This window comes from Roseicyclus salinarum (assembly GCF_029624655.1).
GTDB lineage: Bacteria > Pseudomonadota > Alphaproteobacteria > Rhodobacterales > Rhodobacteraceae > Roseibacterium > Roseibacterium salinarum.
Map to the genome: position 1 here is coordinate 1 of NZ_JARRSA010000035.1, position 26981 is coordinate 26981.

Genomic DNA, 26981 nt, shown 5'->3' on the forward strand with positions numbered 1-26981 from the left:
GGGGCCCGGCCGCAGACCTGCTGCCGGTCGGCGCCGACGCGCGGCACCCATTGCGTCCGGTTGCCCAGACCCACGCGCACGAAGACGCAGCCGCCGCTGTCGACGTATTCGTTCGCGGCGAAGTCCATCGGCGGCGCTTCGGCCGGGGCCGCCTGCTGCGCCTGTAACGCGCCCGCCAGCGACAGCGCCATGAGGACACCCGCCAGCGCGGACCGCGAAAGTGCCGTCTCGATCATGCAGACCCCCCCAGGTTGCGTTGCGTCACAGTGGCCGATGGCCCCGCCCAAGTAAAGCCGCCCCTACTTGGTTCCGTACATCCGGTCGCCCGCGTCGCCGAGGCCCGGCACGATGTAGCCGTGATCGTTGAGATGACTGTCGAGCGCCGCTGTCACGACCGGCACGTCGGGATGCGCCTCCTTCATCCGCGCGACGCCCTCGGGCGCGGCGAGAAGACACAGGAAGCGGATATTCCGTGCGCCCGCCTGCTTCAGAAGGTCGATGGCCGCGACCGAGGAATTGCCGGTGGCGAGCATCGGATCGACCACGATCGTCAGCCGGTCTTCCAGTTCGGAGGGCACCTTGAAGTAATATTGCACGGGCTTCAGCGTCTCGGGGTCGCGATACAGCCCGACAAAGCCCACGCGCGCGTTCGGGACGAGATCGAGGATGCCATCGAGAAGGCCGTTCCCCGCCCGCAGGATCGACACCAGCGCGAGTTTCTTGCCGGCGATCGCGGGCGCCTGCATCGTCTGCAGCGGCGTCTCGATCTCGATCGTGGTCATCGGCAGGTTGCGCGTGACCTCGTAGGCGAGAAGGTGGCTGATCTCGTTCAGGAGCTGGCGAAAGGATTTCGTCGAGGTGCTCTTGTCGCGCATCAGCGTCAGCTTGTGCTGCACCAGCGGGTGGTCGACGATTGTCAGGTGCTCGGTCATTTGGCGCTGTCCCTCATGTCATTTTCCCAGTTTCTTGGCGATCCTTTCCCTCGTGGCCGCGTCGCAGAACGCGGCGTCGAGGGATGTCCTTGCGACCCCGGCGAAGATCTCCTCGTCCCAGCCGAAGACGCTCGAGAGGTTCTCGTATTCGGCCGTCATCGTGGTGTGGAAGAACGGCGGGTCGTCCGTCGAGACGGTGACCTTCACGCCGCGCTCGCGCAGCCTTTCGATGGGATGGGCGGCCCATGACGGAAACACGCCGAGCGTCACGTTCGAACCCGGGCAGCATTCCAGCACGATCCCGTCCTCGGCGATCCGGTCCACCAGCGCGAGGTCCTCGATGGCCTGCGTGCCGTGCCCCAGCCTTTCGGGCCTGAGCGCGTCGAGCGCGTCGCGCACCGAGGCCGCGCCGCCCCATTCGCCGGCGTGGACAGTGATGCGAAGCCCCGCTTCGCGCGCGCAGTCGAAGGCCCAGGCGAAATCAGCGGGCCTGCCCTTCATCTCGTCGCCCGCCATGCCGAAGCCCACCAGCCAGTCGCCGGCCGTGTCCGCCGCGCATTCGGCGATGGGCCGCGCGCGGTCCGGGCCGAAATGGCGGATGCAGGTGACGATGCCGCGCAGCGTGATGCCGAGATCGCGCTCGGCCGCCTCGGCGGTCTCGCGTATCGCGTGGAGGTAGTCGCGCCACGCCGCCACGTCGCCGCCGCCGCAGAAGTCGGGCGACAGGAACGTCTCGGAATAGACGACGCCGTGGGACGCGCTTTCCTCCAGCACCGCGCGCGTCAGGCGGGCGTAGTCCTCGGGCGTCCGCAGCACGCTCGTCGCGGCTTCGTAGACGCTGAGGAAATGCCAGAAGTCGCGGTAGGCATAGCTGCCGTCCTCGCGGAAGATGCCCGACAGGTCGACGCTCTTTTCCTTGGCCAGCCCCCGGATGAAGGCGGGTGGCGCGGCACCCTCGTGATGCAGGTGCAGTTCGATCTTCGGCAAGTCTCTCATTTCTTCCCCCTCCGCCTCACGCGCCGATGGCCCAGCCGACGAACGCGACCACGAGGCCGAAGACCAGCGCGCCGCGCCATGGCGTGCGCGGCCGTCCCATGAAGGGCCCGACGTAACGCACCGCGAGGGTGGCCACGACGAGCGTCATGACGAAATAGATCTGTTCCGACGCCATGTGTCCCCCGGCCTGCCCGCCTTCAGATGAAAGACCGCCCCGGCCCCTGCGCCGGCACGCCGAGATGCGCCGCCACCGTGGCCGCGACATCCGCGAAGCCGCGCAGCCCGATCTGCCCCGAATACGGCCCCTTGGCAATGACCGGAACGCGCTCGCGCGTGTGGTCGGTGCCGGGCCATGTCGGATCGTTGCCGTGGTCGGCGGTGAAGATCATCAGGTCGTCTGGACGCAGCGCCGCCAGAACCGGGCCGATGGCCGCGTCGAACCACTCGAGGTGGCGCGCATAGCCCGAGACGTCGCGGCGATGGCCGTAGAGGCTGTCGAACTCCACGAAATTGGCGAAGGTCAGGCTGCCGTCCTCGGCATCGCCGACATGCGCGGCGAGGTGCGCCATCAGATCCGCATCCGCGCCCTTGACGTGGCTTCCGACGCCCTGCCCCGCGAAGATGTCGCGGATCTTGCCGATGCCGTAGGTCTTCCGCCCGGCGCCCTGAACCCAGTCGAGCAGCGTCGGCTCGGGCGGCGCGATGGCGTAGTCGCGGCGATTGACGGTGCGGGTGTAGCTGCCCGGCCCGCCCACGAAGGGGCGCGCGATGACGCGCCCGACGCGGCGGGCGTGCAGCATGGGCGCCAACCCCTCGCACAGCGCCAGCAGACGATCGAGGCCGAAGGTCTCCTCATGCGCGGCGATCTGGAAGACGCTGTCGACGCTGGTGTAGCAGATTGGCCAGCCGGTCCTTTGATGCTCCTCGCCCAGCCGCGCGATGATCTCGGTGCCGGAGGCGTGGCAATTGCCGAGGATGCCGCCGGTGCCCGCAAGGCGCTCGACCTCGGCCACCACGTCGTCGGGAAAGGCCGGCACCGTATCGGGAAAGTAGCTCCAGTCCCACGGGACCGGCAGGCCCGCAAGTTCCCAGTGCCCCGAGGGCGTGTCCTTGCCGACGCTGACCTCCTCCGCGGCGCCCCAGAGGCCCTCGGGGTCGGCGTCGAGCCCCTCGGCCCGCGCGCCCGAGGCGAGGCGCACCGCAGCGCCGAGGCCGAGCGCGTCGAGATGCGGCATCCGCAGGACACCCGAGCGTCCAGCCTCGGCCTCGCCCGCCGCGCAGGCCGCCGCGATATGGCCGAGCGTGTTGGCGCCCGTGTCGGGCATCGCGCCGTTGAAGAAGCGGTCCGCATCCGTCGCGCCGCCGCACCCGACGCTGTCCATGACGACGAGAAAGGCGCGCGCCATCAGCCGATCCTTTCGTGGATCACCGGCGGCGGCTCCACGTCCGTCGGCGAGAGCTTGAAGGCGCCCGGCAGGGTTTCGGCCACGGCGAGCGCGCTGTCCTCGGTGGCGGCGTGGATGCGCACGAGCGGCGTCTTGGGATCGACCCGCTGACCGATGCGGGCGATGTCGCAAAGGCCCACGGCGGGATCCACGCGGTCGTCCTGCCTGAGGCGCCCGCCGCCGAGGTTCACCACCGCCTCGCCCAGCGCGCGCGCGTCGATCGAGGCGACGCAGCCGGCATCGCCGGGATAGATGTCGACGATGAAGCGGGCCGCCGGAAGCCGGTCGCGCCAACGCTCCACGAAATCGGTCGGACCGCCAAGCTCGGCCACCATCTCGCCGAAGACCTCGGCCGCCTGCCCGCTTTCGAAGGCGCGGCGGATCCGCCCCTCGCCGTCGGCGGCGTCCGCGGCAAGACCGCCCAGCGCCAGCACCTCGCCGCCCAGCGCGACGGTCACGCGCATCAGCTCCGAGCTGCCGTCCTCGCCGGTCAGCGCCTCCATCACCTCCATCACCTCGACGGCGTTACCCGCCGTCCGCGCCAGCGGCTGGTTCATGTCCGTCACCAGCGCCGAGGTCATGCAGCCCGCGCCCTGCGCCGTGCTCACCAGCGATTCCGCAAGCGCCAGCGCGTCCTCGGGCGTCGCCATGAAGGCGCCTGTCCCGACCTTGACGTCGAGTACAAGGGCCTCGAGCCCGGCGGCGAGCTTCTTGGAGAGGATCGAGGCGGTGATGAGGTCGATGGATTCGACCGTCCCGGTGACGTCCCTGACCGCGTAGAGCCGCCGGTCTGCGGGCGCTATGTCGGCCGTGGCCCCCACGATGGCGCAGCCGATGTCGCTCACGATTTCCTGCAGGTCCGCCACGCTGACCTGCGTGCGATAGCCCGGGATCGCCTCGAGCTTGTCGAGCGTGCCCCCGGTATGGCCCAGCCCCCGGCCCGAGATCATCGGGACGTAGGCCCCGCAGGCCGCCAGCGCAGGCGCAAGCAGCAGCGAGACGCAGTCGCCGACGCCTCCGGTGGAATGCTTGTCCAGCACAGGCCCGTCGAGGTCCCATTTCAGGACGTCGCCCGTCTCGCGCATCGCGGTCGTCAGCTGGACCCGCCCCTGCGCCCCCAGCCCCCGCGTGCACACGGCCATGGCGAAGGCGCCGGCCTGCGCATCGGTGACAGCGCCGCTGGCGAGGCCTTGCGCGAACCACGCAAGCTCGGCCTCCGTCGGCCGGTCGCCGTCGCGCATCTTGGCGAGGATTGCGCGCGCCGTCGTCATGGCGCCCCGGGCGCGGCGCGGTCCATGTAGCCCGCGTCGAAGCGGCCGGGAAGAAGCTCGGCCACCGTCATGGTCAGGGTCCGCCCGTCGGCGGTGGCCATCGTCACGCGCACGTCGGAGGCCGCGAACTCGGCCAGCTTCTGGCGGCAGCCGCCGCACGGCGGGACGGGCGCGGGGGCGTCGGCGATCACCGCAACCTCCGCGATCTCGCGGTCGCCCGCCGCGATCATCGCCGCGATGGCGCCGGCCTCGGCGCAGGTGCCTTCGGGATAGGCCACGTTCTCGACATTGCAGCCGACATGGACACGGCCGGCGCTGGTGCGGATGGCCGCCCCCACCTGAAAGCCGGAATAGGGCGCGTAGGCCGCGCGCCGGACCGTGTCGGCCGCGGCAATCAGGTCGTCGGACATCTGGTGCTGCTCGCTTCTGGTGCAACGTGTGGTCGTGCCGGCGGAAGGCCGACCGCGCCAGTCTGTGCCGCGCGACCGCCGAGCGCAAGCCATCGGGATGCCACGTCAGCCGCGGCCGAAGGCGCGGCGTTCGACCAGCGCGATGAGGTCGTCGAGGTCGCGGCGGCATGGCACGTGCAACGCCCCGAGGTCGGCCGCGCGCCCGCCATTCGCGGCGGCGCTCAGCGCCTCGGCATGGCCGCAGAGCCGCGTCGCGCCGACCGCCCCGGCCAAGGCGACCAGGATATGCGTCTGCGCGCGGACCGCCGCCGCGGATCCCGCCGCGACGCCCTCGTCCAGCTTTTGGCGCACCGACACGAGGTCGTCCCGCAATTGTTCGAGAAAGCCACGCGCGCCATCGGCACCGGCGATGGAAAGAAGCTCGTCGAGGCGGGCCGCGTCCAGTGCGGCGCCGTCCCTGCGGCCACGGCCGGCATGATGCAGGATCACGCGTCCCAGCGCCTCCGCGGACGCCACGGGCTTCACCACGATGCCGTCCGCGCCCGCGGCCCGGATCGCCTCGTGCTCGCCCCGCTCGGCGAAGGCGGTGATCGCGACCAGCGGCGTGGCCGCCGCCGCATCCCCCCGCGCGCGGACGGCGCGCATCACCTCCAGGCCGGAAAGCCCCGGCATCTCGATGTCGATCAGCGCCGCGTCGAACGCACCGCCCGCCAGCGCGGCGAGAGCGTCCTCGCCGTTCTCGACGAAGGACGCAGCGCCGCCGACTGCCCCGAGCACAAGGCCCAGGATCGCGCGTTGCGAGGGCGAATCCTCGGCCACCAGGATGGCGAGGCCGGACAGGTCGGGCCGCGGGCCTGACGATGCGGGCGCAAGCGCCTCCGCCGTGGTCCCGGCGGGCGTCGCGGGCTCTGCGTCCGCGGCGAAGACCGCGTCCATCATCTCCTGCAGGGACGCGGTGGCCGCCAGCATGTGCTCGGCCACCATCCGCGGGTCCGCGCCGATCCGGTCGTCCCGCAGCAGGCGCAGCCCCGTGGTGATCGTGGCGACCGCACCGCGGATGTCGTGCTGTTTCCTGCGCAACTCCTCGGCCATGGCGGCCCCTTCGCCTGCAGCGCGATCCGCGGGCGCGGTGAGGTCATCCTGAGGCATTCGAACCCCCTTGGGGCTGGCCGGTGGAAGTCCCTCGCTCAACCTAGCAGCCCTGCCATCCTCTTGCCAAGCCGCGCACAGGTTTACCCTAGGTCAGGCAGGGGCGCGCGCCGCGCCGTAGCCGATGCCCTCCACGGCCGAGGCGATCTCGTCGAGGATGGCGGGGTCGTCGATCGTGGCGGGCGGCTTGTAGGCTTCGCCGTCGGCGATCCTGACCATCGTGGCGCGCAGGATCTTGCCCGACCGTGTCTTGGGCAGGCGGTCCACCACCACGGCGAGCTTGAAGGCCGCAACCGGGCCGATGCGGTCGCGCACCATCTTCACGCACTCCGCCACGACCTGCGCGGGCTCCGTCTCGGCACCCTTGTTGAGGCACAGGAAGCCCATGGGAAGCTGCCCCTTGAGCGGGTCGGACACGCCGATGACCGCGCATTCGGCGACATCGGGATGCGAGGCCAGCACCTCCTCCATCCCGCCGGTGGACAGCCTGTGGCCCGCCACGTTGATGACGTCGTCGGTGCGCGCCATGATGTAGAGGTAGCCGTCCTCGTCGATCAGGCCCGCGTCGCCGGTCTCGTAGTAACCTGGGAAATGGGAGAGATAGGCCTTGCGGAACCTCTCCTCCGCCTCCCAGAGCGTCGGAAGCGTTCCGGGCGGCAGCGGCAGCTTGACGGCGATGGCGCCAAGCTCGCCCGGCTTCATCGGGTGGCCGCCCTCGTCGAGGATCCGCACATCGTAACCCGGCATCGCGACCGACGGGCTGCCGATCTTGACCGGCAGCTTCTCGATGCCCATCGGGTTGCCCGCGATGGCCCAGCCGGTCTCGGTCTGCCACCAGTGGTCGATGACGGGCACGCCGAGCTGCGCCTGCGCCCATTCGATCGTGTCGGGATCGGCCCGCTCGCCCGCGAGGAACAGCGTCTCGAGGCTGGAGATGTCGTAGTCGCCCACCAGTGCCCCGCGCGGGTCGTCGCGCTTGATCGCGCGGAAGGCCGTGGGCGCGGTGAACAGGCACTTCACCTTGTGGTCCTGGATGACCCGCCAGAAGGTGCCTGCGTCGGGCGTGCCCACGGGCTTGCCCTCGAAGACGACCGTGGTGCAGCCGAAGGTCAGCGGCCCGTAGCAGATGTAGGAATGCCCCACGACCCAGCCGACGTCCGAGGCGGCCCAGAACACCTCGCCGGGGTTCATGTCGTAGAGGTTGCGCATCGTCCAGTTGAGCGCCACCAGATGCCCGCCGGTATGGCGCACGACGCCCTTGGGCTGGCCGGTCGTGCCGGAGGTGTAGAGGATGTAGGCGGGGTGGTTGCCTTCGACCGGCACGCATTCCGCGGGCGGGATGCCGTACTGGAAGGAATGCCAGTCCACGTCACGCCCCTCCTCCAGATGAGCGACCTCCTGCTCGCGCTGGAAGATGACGCAGAACTCGGGCTGGTGCTCGGCGATGCCGAGCGCCCCGTCGAGCAGGGGCTTGTAGTGCACCACGCGCCCCGGCTCGATCCCGCAGGACGCCGCGATGATGCACTTGGGGCGGCAATCGTCGATCCGCACGGCCAGCTCGTTCGCCGCGAAGCCGCCGAACACGACCGAGTGGATCGCGCCCAGCCGCGCGCAGGCCAGCATCGCCTCGAGCGCCTCGGGGATCATCGGCATGTAGATGATGACGCGGTCGCCCTTCTCCACGCCCTTGGCGCGCAGCGCCCCCGCAAGGCTCGCCACGCGTGTCTGCAACTCGCGATAGGTGATCTTGTGGACGGTGCCGGTCAGCGGACTGTCATGGATGATCGCCACGCGCCCGCCGTGCCCGGCCTCGACATGCCGGTCGACGGCGTTCCAGCATCCGTTGAGCCGCCCGTCGGCGAACCATTCGTAAAGAGGCGCCTTCTCGTCGGACAGCGCCCGCGTCGGCGGCGTGTCCCAGTCCACGCCCCCCGCAACTTCGAGCCAGAACGCCTCGGGGTCCTCCATGGAGGCCTTGTAGATGTCCGAATATGCCATGGTTGCCGTCCCTCCGTCCTTTGCGCAATTTTCTATCGCCTCGCTTATCCGATGCGCAATGAGGTGACTTTGCCGCAGGTCAAGGCGGACTGCGACATTCGCGACGCTTCTGCAGCGCGGCAGGCGCCCTATCTCCTGAAAGCGAACAGGAGAAACGCCGATGACCACGATGCCCGACAGCCCGACGCGCGAGCGCTGGATCACACGCCATGTCACCTACCGCCTGCCGCTGATCGGTCGCATGGCCCGCGAAGTCGTCGAGGGGCCGGTCGAGAACGCCTTCGCCGCGATTCTCGGCGTGGTGGCCGCCGTCGCCTCGGCGGTCCTGATCTGGGGCTATCCCGCGCTGATCATCTCGGCGCTGGCGGCGGCCGCCCTGATCGTGGTGACGCTGGTGCGCATCACGCTCGGCTGAAGCCGATCACATCGTTTGAAACACGTCGCGCCGCACTTGCGCGACTCGCTCGGCGCGCGCTGGAATTTCCCTGCGCCGGGCGGGCATGGGGCCCGTCCGAGCCTGAGGAAGACGCCCATGGGCGACAAGAAACAGTCACCGAAGAAAGCCGCCGGAACCAAGAAGCCCGGCAAGTGAAGTCCTGATCCCTCCGCGCCGGGGAACGGGACCCCGGCGCGGAAAGCCTCAGCCGTAGGTGCTGACCGGGGTGCCCGCGAGCGCCGAGATGTTCAGCAACCCGCGCGGGGTGATCGCGGGCGTCACGATGTGGACGCGGTTACCCATCCCCATGAGGATCGGCCCCACCTCGAGCCCGTTTGCCTTCATTTTCAATATGTTGCGCGTCGCACCTGCCGCATCGGTCGAAGCGAAGACCAGTGCGTTCGCCGGGCCCTGCAGCCGCGACTGCGGGAAGATGCGGGCGCGAAGTTCGGGGTCGAGCGCGCTGTCGGCGTGCATCTCGCCCTCGTAGGCGAAGCCGCGCGGCGCGCTGTCGAGGATCTCGAGCGCCTCGCGCATCCGCCGTCCGCTGTCGCTGTCGAGGTTGCCGAACTGGCTGCCCGAACACAGCGCGATGTTGGGCGCCACGCCGAAGCGTTTCACATGGCGCGCGGTGGCGATCACAGTCTCGGCGATCTGCTGCGGCGTGGGCACGGCGTGGACATGCGTGTCCGCCACGAAGAGAGGACCGTCCTCGAGGATGATGAGGCTAAGGGCGCCGACCGGATGAAGCTGTTCGTTCCCGAGTAGTTGCGTGACGTAGTTCAGGTGCCACAGATACTGCCCGAAGGTGCCGCAGATCAGCGAATCCGCCTCGTCGCGGTGGACCATGACGGCTCCGATCGCGGTCGTGTTGGTGCGCATGATCGCGCGCGCGAGGTCAGGCGTCACGCCACGGCGCTGCATCACCTCATGGTAGGTGCCCCAGTAGTCGCGATAGCGCGGATCGCTTTCGGGGTTCACGAGCTCGAAGTCGACCGAGGGGCGGATGGTGAGGCCCGCGCGCTCCGCGCGGCGCTCGATGACGTCGGGACGCCCGATCAGGATCGGCGTGTCCGTCGTCTCCTCCAGCATGGCCTGTGCCGCGCGAAGCACGCGCTCGTCCTCGCCCTCGGCGAAGACGATGCGCCGGCTCGTGGTGCCCGCCGCCTCGAAGACCGGCCGCATGATCAGCGCCGAGCGGAAGACCGACTGGTTCAGCTTCGCGCGGTAGGCGGCGAAGTCCTCGATCGGGCGGCTGGCCACGCCCGAGGCCATGGCGGCCTCGGCGACGGCGCTTGCCACCACCGCGATCAGGCGGGGATCGAAGGGCTTGGGGATAAGGTAGTCGGGCCCGAAGGTCAGCTGCTCGCCCTGGTAGGCGGCGGCGGCCTCGGCGCTGGTCGTCGCCCGCGCAAGGGCCGCGATCCCCTCGATGCAGGCGATCTGCATCTCGTCGTTGATCTCCGTGGCGCCGACGTCGAGCGCGCCGCGGAAGATGAACGGGAAGCACAGCACGTTGTTTACCTGGTTGGGAAAATCGCTGCGGCCGGTGGCGATGATGGCGCCCGGCGCAACCGCGCGCACCTCGTCGGGGAGGATCTCGGGCATCGGGTTGGCGAGCGCGAAGACGATCGGCCGCTCGGCCATGCGCGCGACCATCTCGGCCTTCAGGACGCCCGGACCCGACAGGCCGAGGAACAGGTCCGCATCGTCGATCACCTCGCCGAGGTCGCGCAGCCCGGTGGCCTGGGCATAGGCCGCCTTCTGCGGGTTCATGTCGACCTCGCGGCCCTCGTAAACGACGCCGTGGATGTCGCACAGCCAGACGTTCTCGCGCTTCACGCCGAGCTTCAGAAGCATGTTGAGGCAGGCTATTCCCGCCGCCCCGCCGCCGGTGGAGACGACCTTGATGTCCTCGAACCGCTTGCCCGCGATCCTCAACGCGTTGCTCGCCGCGGCCCCCACGACGATGGCCGTGCCGTGCTGGTCGTCGTGGAAGACGGGGATGTTCATGCGCTCGCGGCAAAGCCGTTCAACGACGAAGCAATCGGGCGCCTTGATGTCCTCGAGGTTGATTGCGCCGAAGGTCGGCTCCAGCGCGCAGACGATGTCGGCCAGCTTCTCGGGGTCCTGTTCGTCGATCTCGAGGTCGAAGCAGTCGATGTTGGCGAACTTCTTGAACAGGACCGCCTTGCCCTCCATCACCGGCTTGGAGGCCAGCGCGCCGATGTTGCCCAGGCCGAGGACAGCGGTGCCGTTGGAGACGACGGCCACGAGATTGCCGCGCGACGTATAGCGGGCGGCGTTGGCCGGATCGGCCTTGATTTCAAGGCTCGCCTCCGCCACCCCCGGCGAATAGGCCCGGCTGAGGTCGCGCCCGTTGGCCAAAGGCTTCGTCGCCCGCACCTCGAGCTTTCCGGGCTTGGGATGTTCATGGTAGAACAGGGCCGCCGCGCGTAGGCCTTCGGTCTTCTCGTCGCTCATCGCACCCTCCCCGGTCACGTCTCCGCAAAACTGGTTTACCCCTAAACCATCTCCGAGGCCGCCTCCAGCGGATCTGCGCGCCGCCTCAGACGAATTGCTCCCGGATCAGCCGCTCCTCCAGCCCGTGGCCCGGATCGAACAGAATCCGGTGCGCGACATGGGGTTCCGTGCGGATCTCGACGGACGCGACGTTGCGCACCGAGCGGCTGTCGGCGTCGGCCATCACGGGCCGCTTGTCGGCGTCTATCACCTCCAGCCGCACCAGCGCCGTCTTGGGCAGAAGCGCGCCGCGCCAGCGCCGGGGGCGGAACGCCGCCACGGCGGTCACGGCCAGCACGTCCGCCCCGATGGGCAGGATCGGCCCGTGCGCCGAGTAGTTGTAGGCCGTCGATCCGGCCGGCGTGCACACCAGCGCCCCGTCGCAGACCAGTTCCTCCATCCGCAGCCGTCCGTCGACGTAGATGCGCAGCTTGGCCGCCTGCGGACCCGCGCGCAGAAGGCTCACCTCGTTGATGGCGAGCGCGTCGTGCACCGTGCCGTCGACGCAGACGGCCCTCATCCGCAAGGGGTTGAGGACCTCCTCCTGCGCCGCCTCCAGCCGCTCGACCAGATCGTCCTCCCGGTAGGCGTTCATCAGGAAGCCCACGGTGCCGCGGTTCATCCCGTAGACCGGCGCGTCGAGCCCCTCGGTCGCGTGCAGCGTCGACAGCATGAAGCCGTCCCCGCCCAGCGCCACGATCACGTCGGCCTCCTCGGGGGCGTGGCGGCCGTAACGCTCCTCCAGCCACGCCTTGGCGTCCTGCGCCAGCGGCACGTCCGATGCGACGAAGGCGATGTTGCGGGCCGCGGGCATCCGTGCCGTCCCCCTTGGTGCTGTTGCGACGTCTCCCGCCGCGACTGTCGCGCGCGCCCATCGGAAACTCAATCCCGCATCCGCGCCCGGACGCCGCGCGGAGGCGCCTCGCGGCACGGTCCGTGGCGCCCCCGCGACCGGATGCGCCGCTTTCCACCCTTTCCCGGCCCCCCCGAATGCCATAAATGGCACACCCAACGACGCCGGGCGCGCTGCCGCCCATGCTGCCACTGCCCCGAGGAGGAGCACCATGAACGCCCCGCACCGTGACGCAGGTTTCTTCACCGAACACCTCGAGAGCCGCGACCCCGAGATCTTCGGCGCCATCCGCAAGGAACTCGGCCGCCAGCGCGACGAGATCGAGCTGATCGCGTCCGAGAACATCACCTCGGCCGCGGTGATGGAGGCGCAGGGTTCCGTGATGACGAACAAGTATGCCGAGGGCTATCCCGGCCGGCGCTACTATGGCGGCTGCGACTACGTCGACATCGCCGAGAACCTCGCCATCGAGCGCGCCAAGCAGCTGTTCGGTTGCGGCTTCGCGAACGTGCAGCCGAATTCCGGCAGCCAGGCCAACCAGGGCGTGTTCACCGCGCTGCTGCAGCCCGGCGACACGATCCTCGGCATGAGCCTCGACGCGGGCGGCCACCTCACCCACGGCGCGAAGCCCAACCAGTCGGGCAAGTGGTTCAACGCCATCCAGTACGGCGTGCGCGAGCAGGACCTGCAGGTCGACTACGACCAGATCGCGGCGCTTGCAGCCCAGCATCGTCCGAAGATGATCATCGCCGGCGGCTCGGCCATCCCGCGCGTCATCGACTTCGCCAGGATGCGCGAGATCGCCGACGGCGTGGGCGCCTACCTGCTGGTGGACATGGCGCATTTCGCGGGCCTCGTGGCCTCGGGCCATTACCCCTCGCCCTTCCCCCACGCCCATGTCGCCACGACGACGACGCACAAGACCCTGCGCGGTCCGCGCGGCGGCATGATCCTGACCGACGACGAGGCGCTGGCCAAGAAATTCAACTCAGCCATCTTCCCCGGCATCCAGGGCGGTCCCCTGATGCATGTGATCGCCGCCAAGGCCGTGGCCTTCGGCGAGGCGCTGCGCCCCGAGTTCCGCGACTACCAGGCGCAGGTGATCGCCAACGCGCAGGCGCTTGCGGAGCAGCTGATGAAGGGCGGGCTGGACATCGTTACCGGCGGTACCGACACGCACCTGATGCTCGTCGACCTGCGCCCCAAGGGCGTGAAGGGCAACGCGACCGAGAAGGCGCTGGGACGCGCGCACATCACCTGCAACAAGAACGGCATCCCCTTCGACACCGAGAAGCCGACGATCACCAGCGGCATCCGCCTGGGATCGCCCGCCGCCACCACCCGCGGCTTCGGCGAGACCGAGTTCCGCCAGGTCGGCGACTGGATCACCGAGGTGGTCGAGGGCCTTGCGGCCAACGGCGAGGACGGCAATTCCGCGGTCGAGGCGAAGGTCGCGGCCGAGGTGGTCGATCTCTGCCGCAGGTTCCCGATCTATCCCACGCTCTGAAGCCTGCCCAAGGCATCGGCCGTCGCGCCGCGGAGTTGCGCCGAAATCGCGATTCCGCGGCGCAGATTATTGCAGGCATTCCAGTCTCGTGGCAGATTCGAGATGGCGTGGGGAATCTGATGCGACGCTCAAGGGTCGCCTTCGCGCCGGTGCGACAGGTATTGAGCGAGCTTCGGATCATGACACCTGACCTGCATACCCGCCCCGAGATCACGCCGCGCTACCGCCGCGAAGCCGACCGCGAGATCCGCGCCTTCACGCGCGACTGGACATCGCGCGACGACCGCATCGCGTCGCTGAGCTACTTCGGGACGTTCGCCGCCTACTTCCTCACCCTCTGGCTCGCCGTGCTGGCCTGGCCCGTGTGGTGGCTGGTCGTGCCGCTGGTCGTCGTCAACGCCTTCGCGGGCGTCAGGCTCTACGTCCTGCAGCACGATTGCGGCCACGCCTCGCTCTTCTCCACGAAACGCGCCAACGACATCGCTGGTCACGGGCTCAGCGTGTTCACGCTCACGCCCTACCGCGTGATGCAGTTCAACCACAACGAGCACCATTCCCATCTCGGCAATCTCGACGAGCGTGACACGACCGAGATCTTCACGATGACGCTGCGCGAATGGCAGGCGGCGGGCCCTTGGGCGCGCCTGCGCTATCGCCTCTACCGCAACCCGCTTCTGATGATCCCGATCGGCGGCCTCTTCACCTACGTCCTCGCCTATCGCTGGCCGAAGAACGCCGGACGGATCGACGCGCGCGGCGTGATCGCGCACAACGCCGGCATCGCCGCGTGGCTTTTCGCGCTCTGGACGCTGGCGGGCGCGCCCGGTCTCGCGGTCTACGCCGGCACCGTCTTCGTCGCGGGCTGCATCGGCGTCTTCCTCGTCTATCTGCAACACAACTTCGAGGACACCTGGTGGGACCGGAAGCCCGACCTCAATCCCGCCCGCGCCGCCCTGCAGGGCTCCTCGGCCCTGGATCTCGGCTGGTGGTGGGACCTCGGGACCGGCAACATCGCCTATCACGACATCCACCACTTCAACGCCAACATCCCCTCCTACCGTCTGCGCCGGTGTCACCGGGCGCTGCGCCGGAAATACGAGGTCCAGACCATCGGCTGGCCAGAGGCGCTGCGCTCGTTCACGCTCAAGCTGTGGGACGAGGACCAGGGGCGGCTGGTTCCCTTCCCGCCGCGCGAGCGCGCCACGCGCCGCGGCGCCGTCACGACCGAGGCCTGACCGGCGCGGGCCGCCCCCCCTTCATCCTTGCCTGAAAACTCCCGCCGGAGGCATCCCGAGACCGGCCCCGCGCGCCGCGGCGCGACGGTCAGGCCGCGCCCCGGGTCTTGCGCGGGTCAGGCCGCCACGGCCTTGCGCACCATGTCCCAGTAGATCTCCTCCACCGCCCCGCGATCGAGGCGCCCGCCCTCCCGGAACCATGTGGTGACGCCCGTCAGCATCGCGATCAGCGCCATCGTGGCGAGCTTGGTGTCCGGCACCGCGAAGACGCCCGCCGCCTGCCCCGCCTTCAGCACCGCCTCCAGCCGGTTCTCGTAATCGCGCCTCAAAGCCTCGATCACGGCGAAATTGCCAGGCTCGAGGTTGCGCAGCTCCATGTAGGCGATGAATACGAGGTCGGGCCGGTCGAGGTGGAAGCGGATGTGGTGGCGCACGAAATCCTGCAGCTGCGCCGCCGGGTCGCCCTCGGGCGGCGTCCAGTCCTCCAGCAACTCCTCGAGGTGGTCGCGCATCAGCTCGAACAGGAGGGTCTGCTTGTCGGCCGTGTAAAGGTATAGCGCGCCGGCCTGAACCCCGACCTCGGCCGCGATCTGGCGCATCGAGACGGCCGCGAAGCCGTGCCGCGCGAAAAGTCGCAGCGCGGCCTCCCGCACACGGGGACCGGTGATCTCGGCGTGACTGCCCTGCTTGCGCGCCATGCGGCCATGATTATCTGAACGCCCGTTCAATTCAAGCGGGCGCGGGCAATTCGGGCAGGGCGCGCTGGACACCGGCCCGCCGCTGCGGTTAGCTCGCCCCATGCGCCATGCCGCCGTCATGCTCCTGTCCGCCACGCTGGCCCTCGCGGCCTGCGGACCCGACGTGCCCGAGCTGGACGCGCGCATCGACGCCCTCGACAGCGCCTTCCCCGATCTCGTGCCCCTCGGCCCGCTTCTCGCGCAGACCGACGCCGTGCCCGCGCGCGAGGCCGAACCGGAGGGCGAGAGCCTCGAGGCGCGCGCCGACAGCCTTCGCCGTCGCGCCGCCGCGCTGCGCGCCATGCCGCTCTGACGCACGCGGGCCCCGGCGCCTTCGCACCCCGCGTTGCAGCCATCGTTGCGACCCGCTAACAGGGTGGCGCAATCATCGCCCTGCGGAGGACGTTCCATGACCGAAACCATTCGTCTCGGCATCGCCGGCCTCGGCACCGTGGGCGCGGGCGTGGTGAAGATCGTGCAGGGCCACGGGGATCTGCTGGCCCGCCGCTGCGGGCGGCGCATCGAGATCGTGGCCGTCTCCGCGCGGAGCCGCGACAAGGACCGCGGCGTGTCCCTGAAATCATACGCCTGGGAGGACGACCCCGTCGCCCTCGCCACGCGCGAGGACGTCGACGTCTTCGTGGAGCTGGTGGGCGGGGACGATGGCCCGGCAAAGGACGCGACCGAGGCCGCCATCGCCGCGGGCAAGCATGTCGTCACCGCCAACAAGGCCATGCTCGCCCACCACGGACAGGCCCTCGCCGAGGCGGCCGAAGCGGCCGGCGTGGCGCTTCGCTTCGAGGCCGCCGTCGCGGGCGGCATCCCGGTGGTCAAGGCGCTGACCGAGGGGTTGGCGGGAAACCGGATCTCGCGCGTCATGGGCGTGATGAACGGGACCTGCAACTACATCCTGACGCGCATGGACGACGCGGGCCTGAGCTATGACGAGGCCTTCGCCGAGGCCGACGGCCTCGGCTATCTCGAGGCCGACCCCGAGCTCGACGTGGGCGGCATCGACGCCGGCCACAAGCTCGCGCTGCTCTCCTCGATCGCCTTCGGCACGCAGGTGGCCTTCGGGGATGTCCGGCTCGAGGGGATCGGCAAGGTCTCCATCGACGACATCCGCCGCGCGGGCGACCTGGGATACAAGATCAAGCTCCTTGGCGTCGCCCAGATGACCGGGCGCGGGCTCGAGCAGCGGATGACGCCCTGCCTCGTGCCCGCCGCCTCCCCGCTCGGCCAGCTCGTCGGCGGCACGAACATGGTGGTCATCGAGGGCGACGCGGTCGAGCAGATCGTCCTGCGCGGCCCCGGCGCGGGCGAGGGCCCCACGGCCAGCGCGGTCATGGGCGACGTGTGCGACATCGCGCGGGGCCTCAGGATTCCGGTCTTCGGCCAGCCCGCCACGACGCTCGCCCCCTCGCAGCCCGCCAATGCCGAAAGCCCGGCCTGCTTCTACCTACGGCTCGACCTGACGGACAAGCCGGGCGCGCTGGCCAAGGTGGCGACGGTTCTGGGCGAGAACGGCATCTCGATCGACAGGATGCGGCAATACGATCACCCCGGCTCCAACGCGCCCGTGCTGATCGTCACGCACCGGACGGCGCGGCCGAACCTCGACGCCGCGCTGGCGCAGATGCCTGAGACCGGCGTCCTCGAGGGCGCGCCCGTGGCGCTGCGCATCGAGGACGTCTGACGCCGCGCGCGCCGGTCAGCGTTGCCCGCGCCACACGCGGCCGCGCTGTCGGCGCCCCCTGAGCTTGCCGGGCGCGAGGGTGGCCGCTACACCGGGCGCAGCCGCAGCCCCGGAAGGAAACGCCAGATGTCGCACCCCACCGATTTCAACGATCGAATGCTCTCGCTCGGTCTCGCCCGCGTGTCGGAGGCGGCGGCGATGGCGTCGGCCGAACTGATCGGGCGCGGCGACGAGAAGGCCGCCGACCAGGCGGCGGTGAACGCCATGCGCGACCAGTTGAACCGGCTCGACATCCGCGGTGTCGTGGTCATCGGCGAGGGCGAGCGCGACGAGGCCCCGATGCTCTACATCGGCGAGGAGGTCGGCAACGGCGAAGGCCCCGAGGTGGACATCGCCCTCGATCCGCTGGAAGGCACGACGCTGACCGCCAAGGACATGCCCAACGCCCTGACGGTGATCGCCATGGGCCCGCGCGGCTCGATGCTCCACGCCCCCGATGTCTACATGGACAAGCTCGCCATCGGCCCCGGCTACCGCCCCGGTGTCGTCACGCTCGACATGTCGCCGGCCGAGCGCGTGTCGGCCCTCGCCACGGCGCAGGGCGTGTCTACCAAGAACATCACCGTCTGCGTGCTGGAGCGTCCCCGCCACGAGGAGATGATCGAGGAGCTGCGCACCACCGACTGCGCGATCCGCCTGATCACCGACGGCGACGTCGCGGGCGTCATGCACTGCGCCGAACCGCGGACGGGAATCGACATGTACATGGGCTCGGGCGGCGCGCCCGAGGGCGTGCTCGCCGCGGCGGCGCTGAAATGCATGGGCGGGCAGATGTTCGGCCGGCTCCTGTTCCGCAACGACGACGAGAAGGCCCGCGCGCGCAAGGCCGGCATCACCCATCTCGACCGCGTCTACACCCGCGACGACATGGTCACGCAGCACGTCATCTTCGCCGCAACGGGCGTCACCGACGGCTCGATCCTGCCCGGCATCAAGCGCGAGGTCGGCCACCTGACCGCCGAGACGATCCTGATGCGTTCCAAGACCGGTTCGGTGCGCCGCATGTCCTATCGCAATCCGCGCTGAGGCATGGACGGAACGGCGGCGCGCATCCTGATCGACCTCCGAACGGGCCGCGAGCCGCCTGCGGCGCCGGTCTGCAGGGCATCCGCGCGGTCGGCCCGCATCGGCACCTTTCGCTGCGCGCCGTCACGGGGCCCGAAGCCCGCCACCCGTCGCTCGCCCACGCGCGTCGCCCAAGCCACCGGCGCGCAAGGACCGTCCTTCGCCACCGCGGCAGGGGCCACGCCATGAACGCCTATCTTGGCGTCGAGGCGTCGCTGACCGGGCGGCGCTGGATCGGCCCCGACGTCGAGGCCGAGCGCCTTGCCGCGGCCCTGGCGCAGCGTGGCGCGCTCGAGCCCGCGGTGGCCGCCGTCCTCGCGCGCCGCGGCGTGGCGCCCGAGGAGGCGGCGGGCTTTCTCGCGCCCTCGCTGCGCGACCTCCTGCCCGACCCCGCCGTCCTCAAGGACATGGAGGCCGCCTCCGAGCGACTGGCGCGCGCCCTGAAGCAGCGTGAGCGCATCGCCGTCTTCGCCGATTACGACGTGGACGGCGGCGCCTCCGCGGCGCTTCTGATCACGTGGCTCCGCCGGATGGGACACGGCGCCACGCTCTACGTTCCCGACCGGATCGACGAGGGCTACGGGCCTAACGAGCCCGCCATGGCGCGGCTGGCCGAGACCCACGACCTCATCGTGTGCGTGGACTGCGGCACCCTCAGCCATGGCCCCATAGCGGCGGCGAAGGGCGCGGACGTGATCGTCGTGGACCATCACCTCGCCGAGGCCGAGCTGCCCGCCTGCGTCGCCGTGGTGAACCCCAACCGCCAGGACGAGCCGGGCGATCTCGGCCATCTCTGCGCCGCGGGCGTCGTGTTCCTGCTGCTGGTTGACCTCAACCGCAGGCTGAGGGCCGAGGGCGTCGCCGGGCCCGACCTGATGGCCATGCTCGATCTCGTGGCGCTGGCGACCGTGGCCGATGTCGCGCCCTTGCGGGGCGTCAACCGCGCCTTCGTGCGGCAGGGGCTGACCGTCATGGGGCGGCGGGCGCGCGCGGGTCTGGTCGCCCTGTCCGACATCGCGCGCCTCGACAGGCCGCCGACCGGCTACCATCTCGGATTCGTGCTGGGGCCGCGCGTCAATGCGGGCGGCAGGATCGGCGAGGCGGACCTCGGCGCGCGCCTTCTGGCGACGGACGACCCCGAGGAGGCGGCGGCGCTGGCCCGCAGGCTCGATACGCTCAACACAGACCGCCGCGAGATCGAGGCGCGGGTGCGCGAGGCGGCGCTGGCGCAGGCCGAGGCGCGCGGCCTCGACGCGCCGCTCGTCTGGGCGGCCGAGGAGGGCTGGCACCCCGGCGTGGTCGGCATCGTGGCGAGCCGCCTGAAGGAGCACACGCACCGGCCAGCCATCGTCATCGGCTTCGACGGCGACGCCGGCAAGGGATCGGGCCGCTCGGTTTCGGGCGTCGACCTTGGCGCGTCGATCCAGCGGCTCGCGGCCGAGGGCCTCATCCAGAAGGGCGGCGGGCACCGCATGGCCGCGGGCCTCTCGCTGAGCCGGGCGCAGCTGGAGCCCGCGATGGAGCGCCTTGCCGAGCTTCTGGCAAAGCAGGGCGCCGGGACCGGCGGCGCGGGCGACTACAGGCTCGACGGCGTGCTCATGCCGCAGGCCGCCCAGCCAGACCTGGTCGAGCGCATCGAGGCGGCGGGCCCCTTCGGCGCCTCGGCCCCTGCCCCGCGCTTCGCCTTTCCCGCGATGCGGATCCGCATGACGCGGCCCGTCGGCGAGGGTCACCTTCGCCTCGCCTTCGGCGATGGCGGCGCGGGCGGCCTCGACGCGATCTGCTTCGACGCCGCGCGCCTCGGGCTCGACGCGCTCCAGAGCCATCAGGGCCGTCCGGTTCACCTTGCGGGCCGCGTGGAACTCAACCACTGGAACGGCCGGACGCGGGTTCAGCTCTCTCTCGAGGACGCCGCCTGGGCGGAATGAGCGGCGCGGCGGAAATCGCGCATGGGACTGCAAGAATCCACTTGATCCCGCGCCCGCGTTTTCCTAGACACCGTCCACGCCAAGCGCGGCCCGTTCGTCTATCGGTTAGGACGCCAGGTTTTCAACCTGGAAAGAGGGGTTCGATTCCCCTACGGGCTGCCACTTCGTTACTTCAATTATATGATTTTGTTGTGGGATTTGGATTTACTCCATCACCCATCCCCCAGCATGACGGCGACTGACACGCCGCTTCAGCAAATTAGTTTGCTGTGGTGCTTTCGCGGTACGGGCTGCTAACGTGAAGATACGACGACGTGTAAAGTGTCAGGCGGTGCGGCGCGCGCACTGATGCCAGCCGTTGCGGCGGTAACGTCAAGCAGAACAAGTGACTAGATGATGACGGTTGCCACCAAACGCTTCTTTTCAGCACTTTTCGTTGTCTGCAGCCTGCCTCTTGGCCCAGCGAGCGCTTCCGATGGCCATCACGCGCAACAAATCCTGCAAGCAATCCAATATGAAATCTCCTATGTCCCCGAGGGTCAACGGCAAGCAGTTGCCTCCGCACTGCGCGACTATTGGCTGCATTTTGAGAGTAGGGTCCCTCGTCTGTCTCCAAGCGAACTGGCGTGGATAGAAGGCGAACTCAATGCCTCTGGCGAACGCATGGCACGGGCCCTTGGCACCCGGGAATATTCACTTTGGACCCTAAGTCAGATCGTTGCCTCATGCCTAGAGCGACTTGATCAGATTTTCCTTTCGCTCGGCAGTGAGACGGAGATGTTTCATTGGGTTCAACTAGGCACCTGCCTTGACGAGCATCAACGACTTAATCAAGCGCTACATCATGCCGGCCTCTCAAACGGCAGATATGACGGTTCATTTAACCTCAATGCGCTCGACTTCGCTCACGATGCCGTGCTCCAAAGCATCGCCCCGTCTGCGATGGCGGACACAATGGGATGGTCTTTCGACTGACTTCTCAATATTTGGGAATGCTAGCGTGTGCATCTTGCCGAGCCCTCGCCGCCCGCTTGCGGCACCTGTTCTCACGATAGAGTGCATCGGCACGCAGATGGTCTGGTAGGAAGTCGCCGCAGCAGCGGCGTTTCCACTTCCCCCCATCGGATACGCCGGATGAGGGCATCGGCGCGAGCTTTCTGATTGCCTTTGTTCCCGGTCCACTCATACGCCTGCCAGCAGACGCGCGCCAAACCGGGTCGGTCATCCTCTATCCAGACGCGGGGCCGGATGACCCCGCGAGTCTCGACCGATTCAAGGCGCTCTTGATCTTCCGCACTTCGCCGGAAAATCCGCCGCGCCGCTTTGATCCCCAGCACCTCACGAAACTGGCAAACGCGCTCGTGCGCTGCGCGCCAAACCCTTTCCGGGAGACAATTTAAACGCACAGCCCATTTTGGTGCACCTTCCGCAACAATGCATCAAGTGCACTTGCTCGAATCGCTCGTCTCGGCACGTGCGGATAACGGCGGATTTCTCGGACAGATCGGTGACGATCTCGGAAACGACGACCGGGCCCACCGTCAAATCGGCATGCTCGGTTTGGCCTTGCAACGTCGGATCAAAGCCTTGGCAGGTCCACGGAGGGGTACGGCTCGGCCTTCGAAGTGGCGTCGGTAGCTTTGCCCGCATGGGTGATCTTTACTGTTGGCGGGTTTCGCCGCCCTACTGGGCGTCGCCAGACCGAGGGCAAGAACGCAGGGCCAGCCACGCTTGCTCCGGGCCCGATCGGCCTCCGGTGGTCACCAGCGTCCATTTCCGGCGCCGGAAACCGGGCCGCGCTGCGTCCGTGGCGTCGCGGCGCCTGTCCGGCCCCCGCGCCGCCGTCAAAGGGGCGTGTGTGCGGCGGGGCGCGGGCATAGGCCGATGCCGCATTGTGCCCGCCGGGATCGAGCCGTTGCCGCGCCCCGCCCCCGGCGGGCGGGACCGTTCACGCCGGGTCGCCGTCGCCGTCGCTTTCGATGTGCAGGGACTGCGTCCGGCCCTTCTTGTCCTCGCCGAAGTAGAGCGTGGTATGGGGGAACGGGATCTCGATGCCGCGCTCGTCGAAGATGCGCTTGACGATCTCGTTGTAGGCGCGGCCCACGCCCCACTGCTTGCCCGGCAGTGTCTTGATGCGGGCGCGCAAGACCACGGCGCTGTCGGCGAACTGGTCGAGGCCGAACCACTCGAGGTCGCCCATAAGGTTCGGCGCCTGCTCGGGGTCGTCGCGCAGGGCGTCGTAGGCGTCGAACATGGCCTGTTTCGCCTCGTCCACGTCCTCGCGGTAGGCCACGCCCATGTCCACGACGTAGTTCGAGAAGTCGCGCGTGTAGTTCGAGACCGAGTCCACGGACGAGAACGGGACGAGGTGGTAGACGCCGTGCAGGTCGCGCAGGCTGACCGAGCGGATGGTGAGTTTCTCCACCACGCCCGTCAACGGGCCCGCGGTGACGATATCGCCCACGTTCATGGCGTTCTCGAGCTGGATGAAGACGCCGGTGATCACGTCCTGAACCAGCTTCTGCGCGCCGAAACCGATGGCGAGGCCGAGAACCCCGGCCGAGGCGAGAAGCGGGCCGATGTCGAGGCCGATCTCCGAAAGCGCGAACATCAGCGTGATCACCAGAAGCAGGATGGTCAGCGCGTTGCGCAAAAGCGCCAGCAGCGTCTGCTCGCGCGCCGTGGGCACGGTACCGAAATCCGGGTTGAGGCGATACTCGACCCACGAGACGAGCGCGAGCCACAGCGCGAAGGCCGAGCCGAGGATCACCACGACCGACACGACGGTGCCGAGGAAGCCGAGGCCCGCGGGCGTGGTCAGCCAGCCGCCCACACCGATGAGCCCTGCCGCATCGACGGCGAACAGCGCCAGCGCGATCAGAAGGGCGATGCGGATGCCCGTCAGGATCTGCGGCACGAACCCGTTCAGGCGGCCCTCGAGACGCGGCAAGCGCTCGTTCACATGCTGGGGCAGCCGGACGCCCTTTCCGATGGCCCGGCTCAGGATGCCCGAAAGCACCACCGCCGCGAAGACAGCCGCGCCGACGAGCCCCGAGGCCTTGAGCACGTCGACGACCCGTTGCATCGGCTGGGTCAGCCCCGTCGCGAGGACGAAGGCCAGCCACAGAAGCGCAAGGAGGTGCCATTTGCGTGCGAGAACGGCGTAGAGGCCGGGCTTGCGCGGCTCCTCGGCGAGGCGCGGACCGTCGGCGGACACATCCTCCACGACAAGCGCGCCCTCGGCCTGCGCCGCCGCCTGCGGGTCGGTGACGGGGGTGCGGCCCTGCGCGATAAGCCACTCCGCCACCGGCTGGCGCCTGCGGACGGCCACTGCCCCGAGATAGATCGCGGCCAGCGCGATCACGGCGCTCGCCACGCTGTTGCCCGCCGCCGCCGAGGCGTTCGCGTTCACGATCGGCACGAGCAGGAGCAGGCCGTAGCCGATCAGGCTGATGCCGATATTGAGCGCCCGGTATAGACGGCGCGCGCCAAGATCGCTTATCGGCAGCGGCCTGAGCTGCCCGGCGGCGGGCGAGATCACGAGACGGACCACGACCTTCACCATCTCCACCGCGACAAAGGCGTTGAGGTAGAGCGATTGCCGGATCGCGATCTCGCCGAACTGGCCGATCACCGTCGCGGCGAGGCCGTAGCCGATGGCCCAGGCCAGGACCACGACACCGGCATCGATCAGGCCCGAGGCCGCGAAGATCAGCCAGCGGCCCGCCATGCCCTCGGCCTGCGCGCGCCGCCCCATGCGGCCGTAGACCGTGCGCGCCGCGCGGCGCAGCACGACGAACGCCACGATGGTGGACACGATCACCAGAAGAAGGTCGCGGAACGCGTCGAGCAGGATGCCCATCTCGCGCACCCCGAAATTGTCGAGCGCGTCGGGCGCGCGCTCCAGGGCGGTCCAGGCCGCTTGCGCGCCCGAGGCGAGGCCCTGCACGGTGTCCTGCGTCGCCGCCGCGATCCGGCGCGTCAGCGACACCGGCGGCGGCGGCGCGGCGGGCTCGGCGCCCGCTTGCGACGCAAGGCGGTCGAGTTCCTCGATGAGCGCTTCGCGGCTCGCGTCGTCGCGCAGGATCTCGGCGAGCGCCGCGCGCGGATCGACAGCGGGCGCGCCGTCGGACGGGGTGGCCTGTGACTCGGCGGACGCATCCGGCCCCGAGGTTTCCTGCGCGAGGGCTGCTCTCGGCACCGCGAGGGCGAGCATGAGAATAAAGGCGAGGCGGGCCGCCAGAGCGGTCAGGTTCTTGAAGTAATCACGCATGGGCGACGTCTTAGAGCAGTTGCGCCGATTTGCAAACCGGCCGGAGCACCCGCCGGATGCCAGCGCCCTGCCGGGGCGTGCGCGGCGCGGCCGCCACGAGCGGCGCGGCTCAGAAGGCCTCGCTTCGGATCTCGTCGATGACCCGCGCGAGGATCGCGGGATGAAGCGGCTTCTGCAGGATCGGGCGATCCCGGAAGCGCGCCGGAAGCGCGTCGGGGCGATACCCCGTCAGGAAGACGAACGGCACCCCCTCCCCGGCCAGCGCGTCGGCGAGCGGCTCCGAGGTCTCGCGGCCGAGGTTGAAGTCGAGGATGGCGAAATCGGCATGTTCGGCCCGACAGAAAGGCATCGCGCGCCCGACCGTCAGCAGCGGGCCGAGGACCTCGTGGCCAAGCTCCTGCAACGTATCGGCCAGATCGAGGCCCACGAGGGCTTCATCTTCGACCAAAAGCACCTTCACCGGGCTATGCTCCCGTCATTCCTCCCGGATGCCGTCGGGCGGCAACACGATCCCGACCCTCAGCCCCGTCTCCCGAAAATCGACCGACACCTCGGCGCCGAGTTGCATCACCAGAACCTGTTGCAGCACGCGCGAGCCGAAGCCCGTTTCCTTCGGCGGCGAGATGCCTGTCAGACCGGCCTCTTCCCACACAAGATCGAGCGCGCCGTCTGACGACAAGCTCCAGCGAACCGAAACGGTTCCCTCCGGTCCCGAAAAAGCGCCATATTTCGCGGCGTTCGTTGCAAGTTCGTGCAGCGCCAGAGCCAGCGGCTGGACCGCGGCGACCGGCAGCTTCAGCAATGGCCCCTCGACGGTCCAGCGCGACGTGTCCGGCCCGCCATAGGGCGCCAGCTCTGCCTTGACGAGCCGGCACAAGGACATGTCCTGCCACTGGTTCTCGGCGATGAGCTGGTGCGCCGAGGCGAGCGCGCGCAGCCGTCCCTCGAAACTGTCGCGGAACGCATCGACATCCTTGGCCGAGCGCGACGCCTGCCGCGCGATGGTGATGACGAGCGAGAAGATGTTCTTGACCCGGTGGTCCAGCTCGGCCGAGACGAGGGCGAGCGTCTCCTCGCGGCGCTTGCGGTCGGTTATGTCGAGGTTGAGGCCGACATAACCGAACAGCTCGCCCTCCTCGTCGAAAACCGGCCGGGCGATGGCCAGAATGTCGTGGCGGCTGCCGCTGCTGCCGACGAACCGGTGCTCGCGTTCCCAGTTGCCGCGCCTTTCCACGCAGGCGCTCCACGCCTCGCGCGTCGCCGCCGCGTCCTCGGGCAGAAGCTTGGACAGCCAGCCGAAATCGGCCGCTTCCTCGAAGGTCAGCTCGACCACTTCCAGGAAGGACTCGCTCACATATGTCAGCCGGCCCGCGGGATCGCAGGTCCAGATGCCGTAGGGAATGGAATCCGCGATGGCGCGGTATTGCTGGTTGCGCTCGAGGACCTCGCGCTGGCGGCGCTTCTGGTCGGAGATGTCCACGACGGCAGCGTAGTATCCGTCGGTCTCTCCGTAGAGGTTGTGGCGCGGGGCGAAGGTCGCGAGGACGTCGCGCCTCTCGCCGTCCGGGCCGACGACAATCCGGTTTTCGAAACTGACCACATGCCCCGCGAGCGCCTGCTTCGCGTGCGGCTCCACCTTCTGATAGACCTCCTCGCCGAGGACGTCGGCCACACGGCGCCCGATGATCGCCGAGGGGGCCCAGCCGAAACTGCGGTATGCCTTGTTCACGAACTCGTAACGGCCATCGGCGTTCACGACGGAAAAGAGGATCGGCATGGCGTCGGCGAAGGACCTCAGCGCGCGCCGCTCGCGCTCGGCCTCCTCGCGGTCGCGGACGTTGCGGATCGACAGCCACACGATGTTGGCGACCGAGCGGATGAAATCGAGGTCGTAGTCGTCGAAGCTGCACCTGTCGGTGCGCGAATCGTGGATGCCGAGGATGCCCCATGGATTGTCGGTGGGCCCCACCACGATGCTTGCGCCGCAGGTGATGCCATGCTCGACCAGAAGCGGAGAGGGCTTCAGCCGGGTCTCGGTCACGAAGTCGCTCACCACGACGGGGTCTTCCTGCGACAGCGTGTATCCCGCCTGCGTCCCGGCATCGGTGGCGATCGTGGATCTTCCGACGACGCCGGGCTTCCAGCCGATGCCGGCGCGCACCGTCATCGTGCGGCCATCCGGGGACAGGCCGAGAAGGGACACGTACTCGACGTCGAGGCACCTGCCCAGCTCCTGCACGGCGCGCTCCAGAAGCATGTCAAGGGAACGACCCTCGAGCGCGAGGCGGCCAAGCTCGGCCACGGCCCGGTGCTGGACTTCGCGCATGGACGGCGCGCGCGTTTCCTGGTCGACCTTTGAGGGCATCGCGTCCTCCCGAGGAGGAATGGTGTAGCAGGACGGACGCGCGCAGAAAAGCGCCAGGTGCCCGGACGGCGCGATGCGCCGCCTCTGGAGACGGGAGCCGGT

General features: G+C 69.2%; 22 protein-coding genes, 1 tRNA gene and 1 pseudogene. 9 read left to right on the top strand and 15 right to left on the bottom strand.

The genetic code is table 11. The features are described from left to right. The 9 genes and pseudogenes from P6F26_RS17160 to P6F26_RS17200 all read right to left on the bottom strand — a co-directional run. A pseudogene (locus P6F26_RS17160) lies at positions 1-236 on the bottom strand (SPOR domain-containing protein); the annotation flags it as partial. A gap of 63 nt (positions 237-299) precedes the next feature. Next, positions 300-932: a uracil phosphoribosyltransferase gene (gene upp / locus P6F26_RS17165; protein WP_278029935.1), complete on the bottom strand. Its 633-nt coding sequence runs from the start codon at positions 930-932 to the stop codon at positions 300-302. 18 nt (positions 933-950) lie between these two features. Continuing rightward, on the bottom strand, positions 951-1928 hold the full coding sequence (locus P6F26_RS17170; RefSeq protein WP_278029936.1) for an adenosine deaminase: 978 nt from the start codon (positions 1926-1928) through the stop codon (positions 951-953). Between the two features lie 16 nt (positions 1929-1944). Next, positions 1945-2103, bottom strand: coding sequence for a hypothetical protein (locus P6F26_RS17175; RefSeq protein WP_278029937.1), 159 nt, complete (start codon positions 2101-2103; stop codon positions 1945-1947). Positions 2104-2125: 22 nt separating this feature from the next. Further along, entirely contained in the window at positions 2126-3334 is a 1209-nt protein-coding gene (locus P6F26_RS17180) for a phosphopentomutase (protein WP_278029938.1), read from the bottom strand. Continuing rightward, positions 3334-4644 (bottom strand): thymidine phosphorylase, encoded by a 1311-nt coding sequence (locus P6F26_RS17185; RefSeq protein ID WP_278029939.1) that lies wholly within the window; start codon positions 4642-4644, stop codon positions 3334-3336. Before P6F26_RS17185 ends, P6F26_RS17180 begins: the two co-directional genes overlap by 1 nt. Continuing rightward, positions 4641-5054 carry a cytidine deaminase gene (locus P6F26_RS17190; RefSeq protein WP_430736760.1) on the bottom strand — a complete coding sequence of 138 codons (414 nt, stop codon included), beginning with the start codon at positions 5052-5054 and terminating at the stop codon, positions 4641-4643. Before P6F26_RS17190 ends, P6F26_RS17185 begins: the two co-directional genes overlap by 4 nt. Positions 5055-5159: 105 nt before the next feature. Further along, positions 5160-6203, bottom strand: a complete 1044-nt coding sequence (locus P6F26_RS17195; protein WP_278029940.1) for a response regulator — start codon at positions 6201-6203, stop codon at positions 5160-5162. A 93-nt stretch (positions 6204-6296) separates the two neighbouring features. Further along, the gene (locus P6F26_RS17200; protein ID WP_278029941.1) at positions 6297-8201 is read right to left on the bottom strand and encodes a propionyl-CoA synthetase; all 1905 of its coding nucleotides are present in this window, start codon (positions 8199-8201) and stop codon (positions 6297-6299) included. A gap of 160 nt (positions 8202-8361) precedes the next feature. Here P6F26_RS17200 and P6F26_RS17205 point away from each other — a divergent pair, with 160 nt between their 5' ends. Continuing rightward, positions 8362-8616, top strand: a complete 255-nt coding sequence (locus tag P6F26_RS17205; protein ID WP_278029942.1) for a hypothetical protein — start codon at positions 8362-8364, stop codon at positions 8614-8616. A 225-nt stretch (positions 8617-8841) separates the two neighbouring features. Here the strand turns inward: P6F26_RS17205 and P6F26_RS17210 are convergent, their stop codons facing one another. Both P6F26_RS17210 and P6F26_RS17215 read right to left on the bottom strand, forming a co-directional pair. Beyond that, entirely contained in the window at positions 8842-11121 is a 2280-nt protein-coding gene (locus P6F26_RS17210; protein ID WP_278029943.1) for an NADP-dependent malic enzyme, read from the bottom strand. A gap of 85 nt (positions 11122-11206) precedes the next feature. Then, complete coding sequence (locus P6F26_RS17215) at positions 11207-11974, bottom strand: NAD kinase (RefSeq protein WP_278029944.1); 768 nt, start codon at positions 11972-11974, stop codon at positions 11207-11209. Between the two features lie 250 nt (positions 11975-12224). Here P6F26_RS17215 and glyA point away from each other — a divergent pair, with 250 nt between their 5' ends. Then, positions 12225-13520: a serine hydroxymethyltransferase gene (glyA, locus tag P6F26_RS17220; protein ID WP_278029945.1), complete on the top strand. Its 1296-nt coding sequence runs from the start codon at positions 12225-12227 to the stop codon at positions 13518-13520. Positions 13521-13699: 179 nt separating this feature from the next. After that, positions 13700-14755, top strand: coding sequence for a fatty acid desaturase (locus tag P6F26_RS17225; protein ID WP_278029946.1), 1056 nt, complete (start codon positions 13700-13702; stop codon positions 14753-14755). 116 nt (positions 14756-14871) lie between these two features. Here P6F26_RS17225 and P6F26_RS17230 read toward each other — a convergent pair whose 3' ends face one another. Then, entirely contained in the window at positions 14872-15453 is a 582-nt protein-coding gene (locus tag P6F26_RS17230) for a TetR/AcrR family transcriptional regulator (protein ID WP_278029947.1), read from the bottom strand. A 100-nt stretch (positions 15454-15553) separates the two neighbouring features. Here P6F26_RS17230 and P6F26_RS17235 point away from each other — a divergent pair, with 100 nt between their 5' ends. The 6 genes from P6F26_RS17235 to P6F26_RS17260 all read left to right on the top strand — a co-directional run bounded on the left by P6F26_RS17235 (position 15554) and on the right by P6F26_RS17260 (position 21216). Next, the gene (locus P6F26_RS17235) at positions 15554-15805 is read left to right on the top strand and encodes a hypothetical protein (RefSeq protein ID WP_278029948.1); all 252 of its coding nucleotides are present in this window, start codon (positions 15554-15556) and stop codon (positions 15803-15805) included. A 96-nt stretch (positions 15806-15901) separates the two neighbouring features. Beyond that, positions 15902-17188, top strand: a complete 1287-nt coding sequence (locus tag P6F26_RS17240; RefSeq protein WP_278029949.1) for a homoserine dehydrogenase — start codon at positions 15902-15904, stop codon at positions 17186-17188. Between the two features lie 126 nt (positions 17189-17314). Further along, positions 17315-18274 (top strand): class II fructose-bisphosphatase, encoded by a 960-nt coding sequence (glpX, locus tag P6F26_RS17245; RefSeq protein WP_278029950.1) that lies wholly within the window; start codon positions 17315-17317, stop codon positions 18272-18274. A gap of 224 nt (positions 18275-18498) precedes the next feature. Continuing rightward, complete coding sequence (gene recJ, locus P6F26_RS17250; protein WP_278029951.1) at positions 18499-20241, top strand: single-stranded-DNA-specific exonuclease RecJ; 1743 nt, start codon at positions 18499-18501, stop codon at positions 20239-20241. A gap of 87 nt (positions 20242-20328) precedes the next feature. Continuing rightward, positions 20329-20403, top strand: a tRNA-Glu gene (locus tag P6F26_RS17255). A 231-nt stretch (positions 20404-20634) separates the two neighbouring features. Beyond that, complete coding sequence (locus tag P6F26_RS17260; protein WP_278029952.1) at positions 20635-21216, top strand: hypothetical protein; 582 nt, start codon at positions 20635-20637, stop codon at positions 21214-21216. Between the two features lie 973 nt (positions 21217-22189). On the opposite strand, the gene P6F26_RS17265 is transcribed toward P6F26_RS17260, so the two are convergent. The 3 genes from P6F26_RS17265 to P6F26_RS17275 all read right to left on the bottom strand — a co-directional run bounded on the left by P6F26_RS17265 (position 22190) and on the right by P6F26_RS17275 (position 26879). Next, on the bottom strand, positions 22190-24514 hold the full coding sequence (locus tag P6F26_RS17265; RefSeq protein ID WP_278029953.1) for a mechanosensitive ion channel domain-containing protein: 2325 nt from the start codon (positions 24512-24514) through the stop codon (positions 22190-22192). A 109-nt stretch (positions 24515-24623) separates the two neighbouring features. Further along, positions 24624-24974 carry a response regulator gene (locus P6F26_RS17270; RefSeq protein ID WP_278029954.1) on the bottom strand — a complete coding sequence of 117 codons (351 nt, stop codon included), beginning with the start codon at positions 24972-24974 and terminating at the stop codon, positions 24624-24626. A gap of 15 nt (positions 24975-24989) precedes the next feature. Continuing rightward, on the bottom strand, positions 24990-26879 hold the full coding sequence (locus tag P6F26_RS17275) for a PAS domain-containing protein (RefSeq protein ID WP_278029955.1): 1890 nt from the start codon (positions 26877-26879) through the stop codon (positions 24990-24992). Between the last annotated feature and the right edge of the window lie 102 nt (positions 26880-26981).

What these genes read in the sequence shown, in the direction of transcription:
- P6F26_RS17190 (WP_430736760.1), bottom strand. Translation starts at nt 5,054, where the DNA reads ATGTCCGACGACCTGATTGCCGCGGCCGACACGGTCCGGCGCGCGGCC.
- P6F26_RS17200 (WP_278029941.1), bottom strand. Translation starts at nt 8,201, where the DNA reads ATGGCATATTCGGACATCTACAAGGCCTCCATGGAGGACCCCGAGGCG.
- P6F26_RS17210 (WP_278029943.1), bottom strand. Translation starts at nt 11,121, where the DNA reads ATGAGCGACGAGAAGACCGAAGGCCTACGCGCGGCGGCCCTGTTCTAC.
- P6F26_RS17275 (WP_278029955.1), bottom strand. Translation starts at nt 26,879, where the DNA reads ATGCCCTCAAAGGTCGACCAGGAAACGCGCGCGCCGTCCATGCGCGAA.
- P6F26_RS17195 (WP_278029940.1), bottom strand. Translation starts at nt 6,203, where the DNA reads ATGCCTCAGGATGACCTCACCGCGCCCGCGGATCGCGCTGCAGGCGAA.
- P6F26_RS17265 (WP_278029953.1), bottom strand. Translation starts at nt 24,514, where the DNA reads ATGCGTGATTACTTCAAGAACCTGACCGCTCTGGCGGCCCGCCTCGCC.
- glyA (WP_278029945.1), top strand. Translation starts at nt 12,225, where the DNA reads ATGAACGCCCCGCACCGTGACGCAGGTTTCTTCACCGAACACCTCGAG.
- recJ (WP_278029951.1), top strand. Translation starts at nt 18,499, where the DNA reads ATGAACGCCTATCTTGGCGTCGAGGCGTCGCTGACCGGGCGGCGCTGG.
- P6F26_RS17235 (WP_278029948.1), top strand. Translation starts at nt 15,554, where the DNA reads ATGCGCCATGCCGCCGTCATGCTCCTGTCCGCCACGCTGGCCCTCGCG.
- P6F26_RS17260 (WP_278029952.1), top strand. Translation starts at nt 20,635, where the DNA reads ATGATGACGGTTGCCACCAAACGCTTCTTTTCAGCACTTTTCGTTGTC.
- P6F26_RS17175 (WP_278029937.1), bottom strand. Translation starts at nt 2,103, where the DNA reads ATGGCGTCGGAACAGATCTATTTCGTCATGACGCTCGTCGTGGCCACC.
- P6F26_RS17170 (WP_278029936.1), bottom strand. Translation starts at nt 1,928, where the DNA reads ATGAGAGACTTGCCGAAGATCGAACTGCACCTGCATCACGAGGGTGCC.
- glpX (WP_278029950.1), top strand. Translation starts at nt 17,315, where the DNA reads ATGTCGCACCCCACCGATTTCAACGATCGAATGCTCTCGCTCGGTCTC.
- upp (WP_278029935.1), bottom strand. Translation starts at nt 932, where the DNA reads ATGACCGAGCACCTGACAATCGTCGACCACCCGCTGGTGCAGCACAAG.
- P6F26_RS17205 (WP_278029942.1), top strand. Translation starts at nt 8,362, where the DNA reads ATGACCACGATGCCCGACAGCCCGACGCGCGAGCGCTGGATCACACGC.
- P6F26_RS17225 (WP_278029946.1), top strand. Translation starts at nt 13,700, where the DNA reads ATGACACCTGACCTGCATACCCGCCCCGAGATCACGCCGCGCTACCGC.
- P6F26_RS17185 (WP_278029939.1), bottom strand. Translation starts at nt 4,644, where the DNA reads ATGACGACGGCGCGCGCAATCCTCGCCAAGATGCGCGACGGCGACCGG.
- P6F26_RS17215 (WP_278029944.1), bottom strand. Translation starts at nt 11,974, where the DNA reads ATGCCCGCGGCCCGCAACATCGCCTTCGTCGCATCGGACGTGCCGCTG.
- P6F26_RS17240 (WP_278029949.1), top strand. Translation starts at nt 15,902, where the DNA reads ATGACCGAAACCATTCGTCTCGGCATCGCCGGCCTCGGCACCGTGGGC.
- P6F26_RS17180 (WP_278029938.1), bottom strand. Translation starts at nt 3,334, where the DNA reads ATGGCGCGCGCCTTTCTCGTCGTCATGGACAGCGTCGGGTGCGGCGGC.
- P6F26_RS17230 (WP_278029947.1), bottom strand. Translation starts at nt 15,453, where the DNA reads ATGGCGCGCAAGCAGGGCAGTCACGCCGAGATCACCGGTCCCCGTGTG.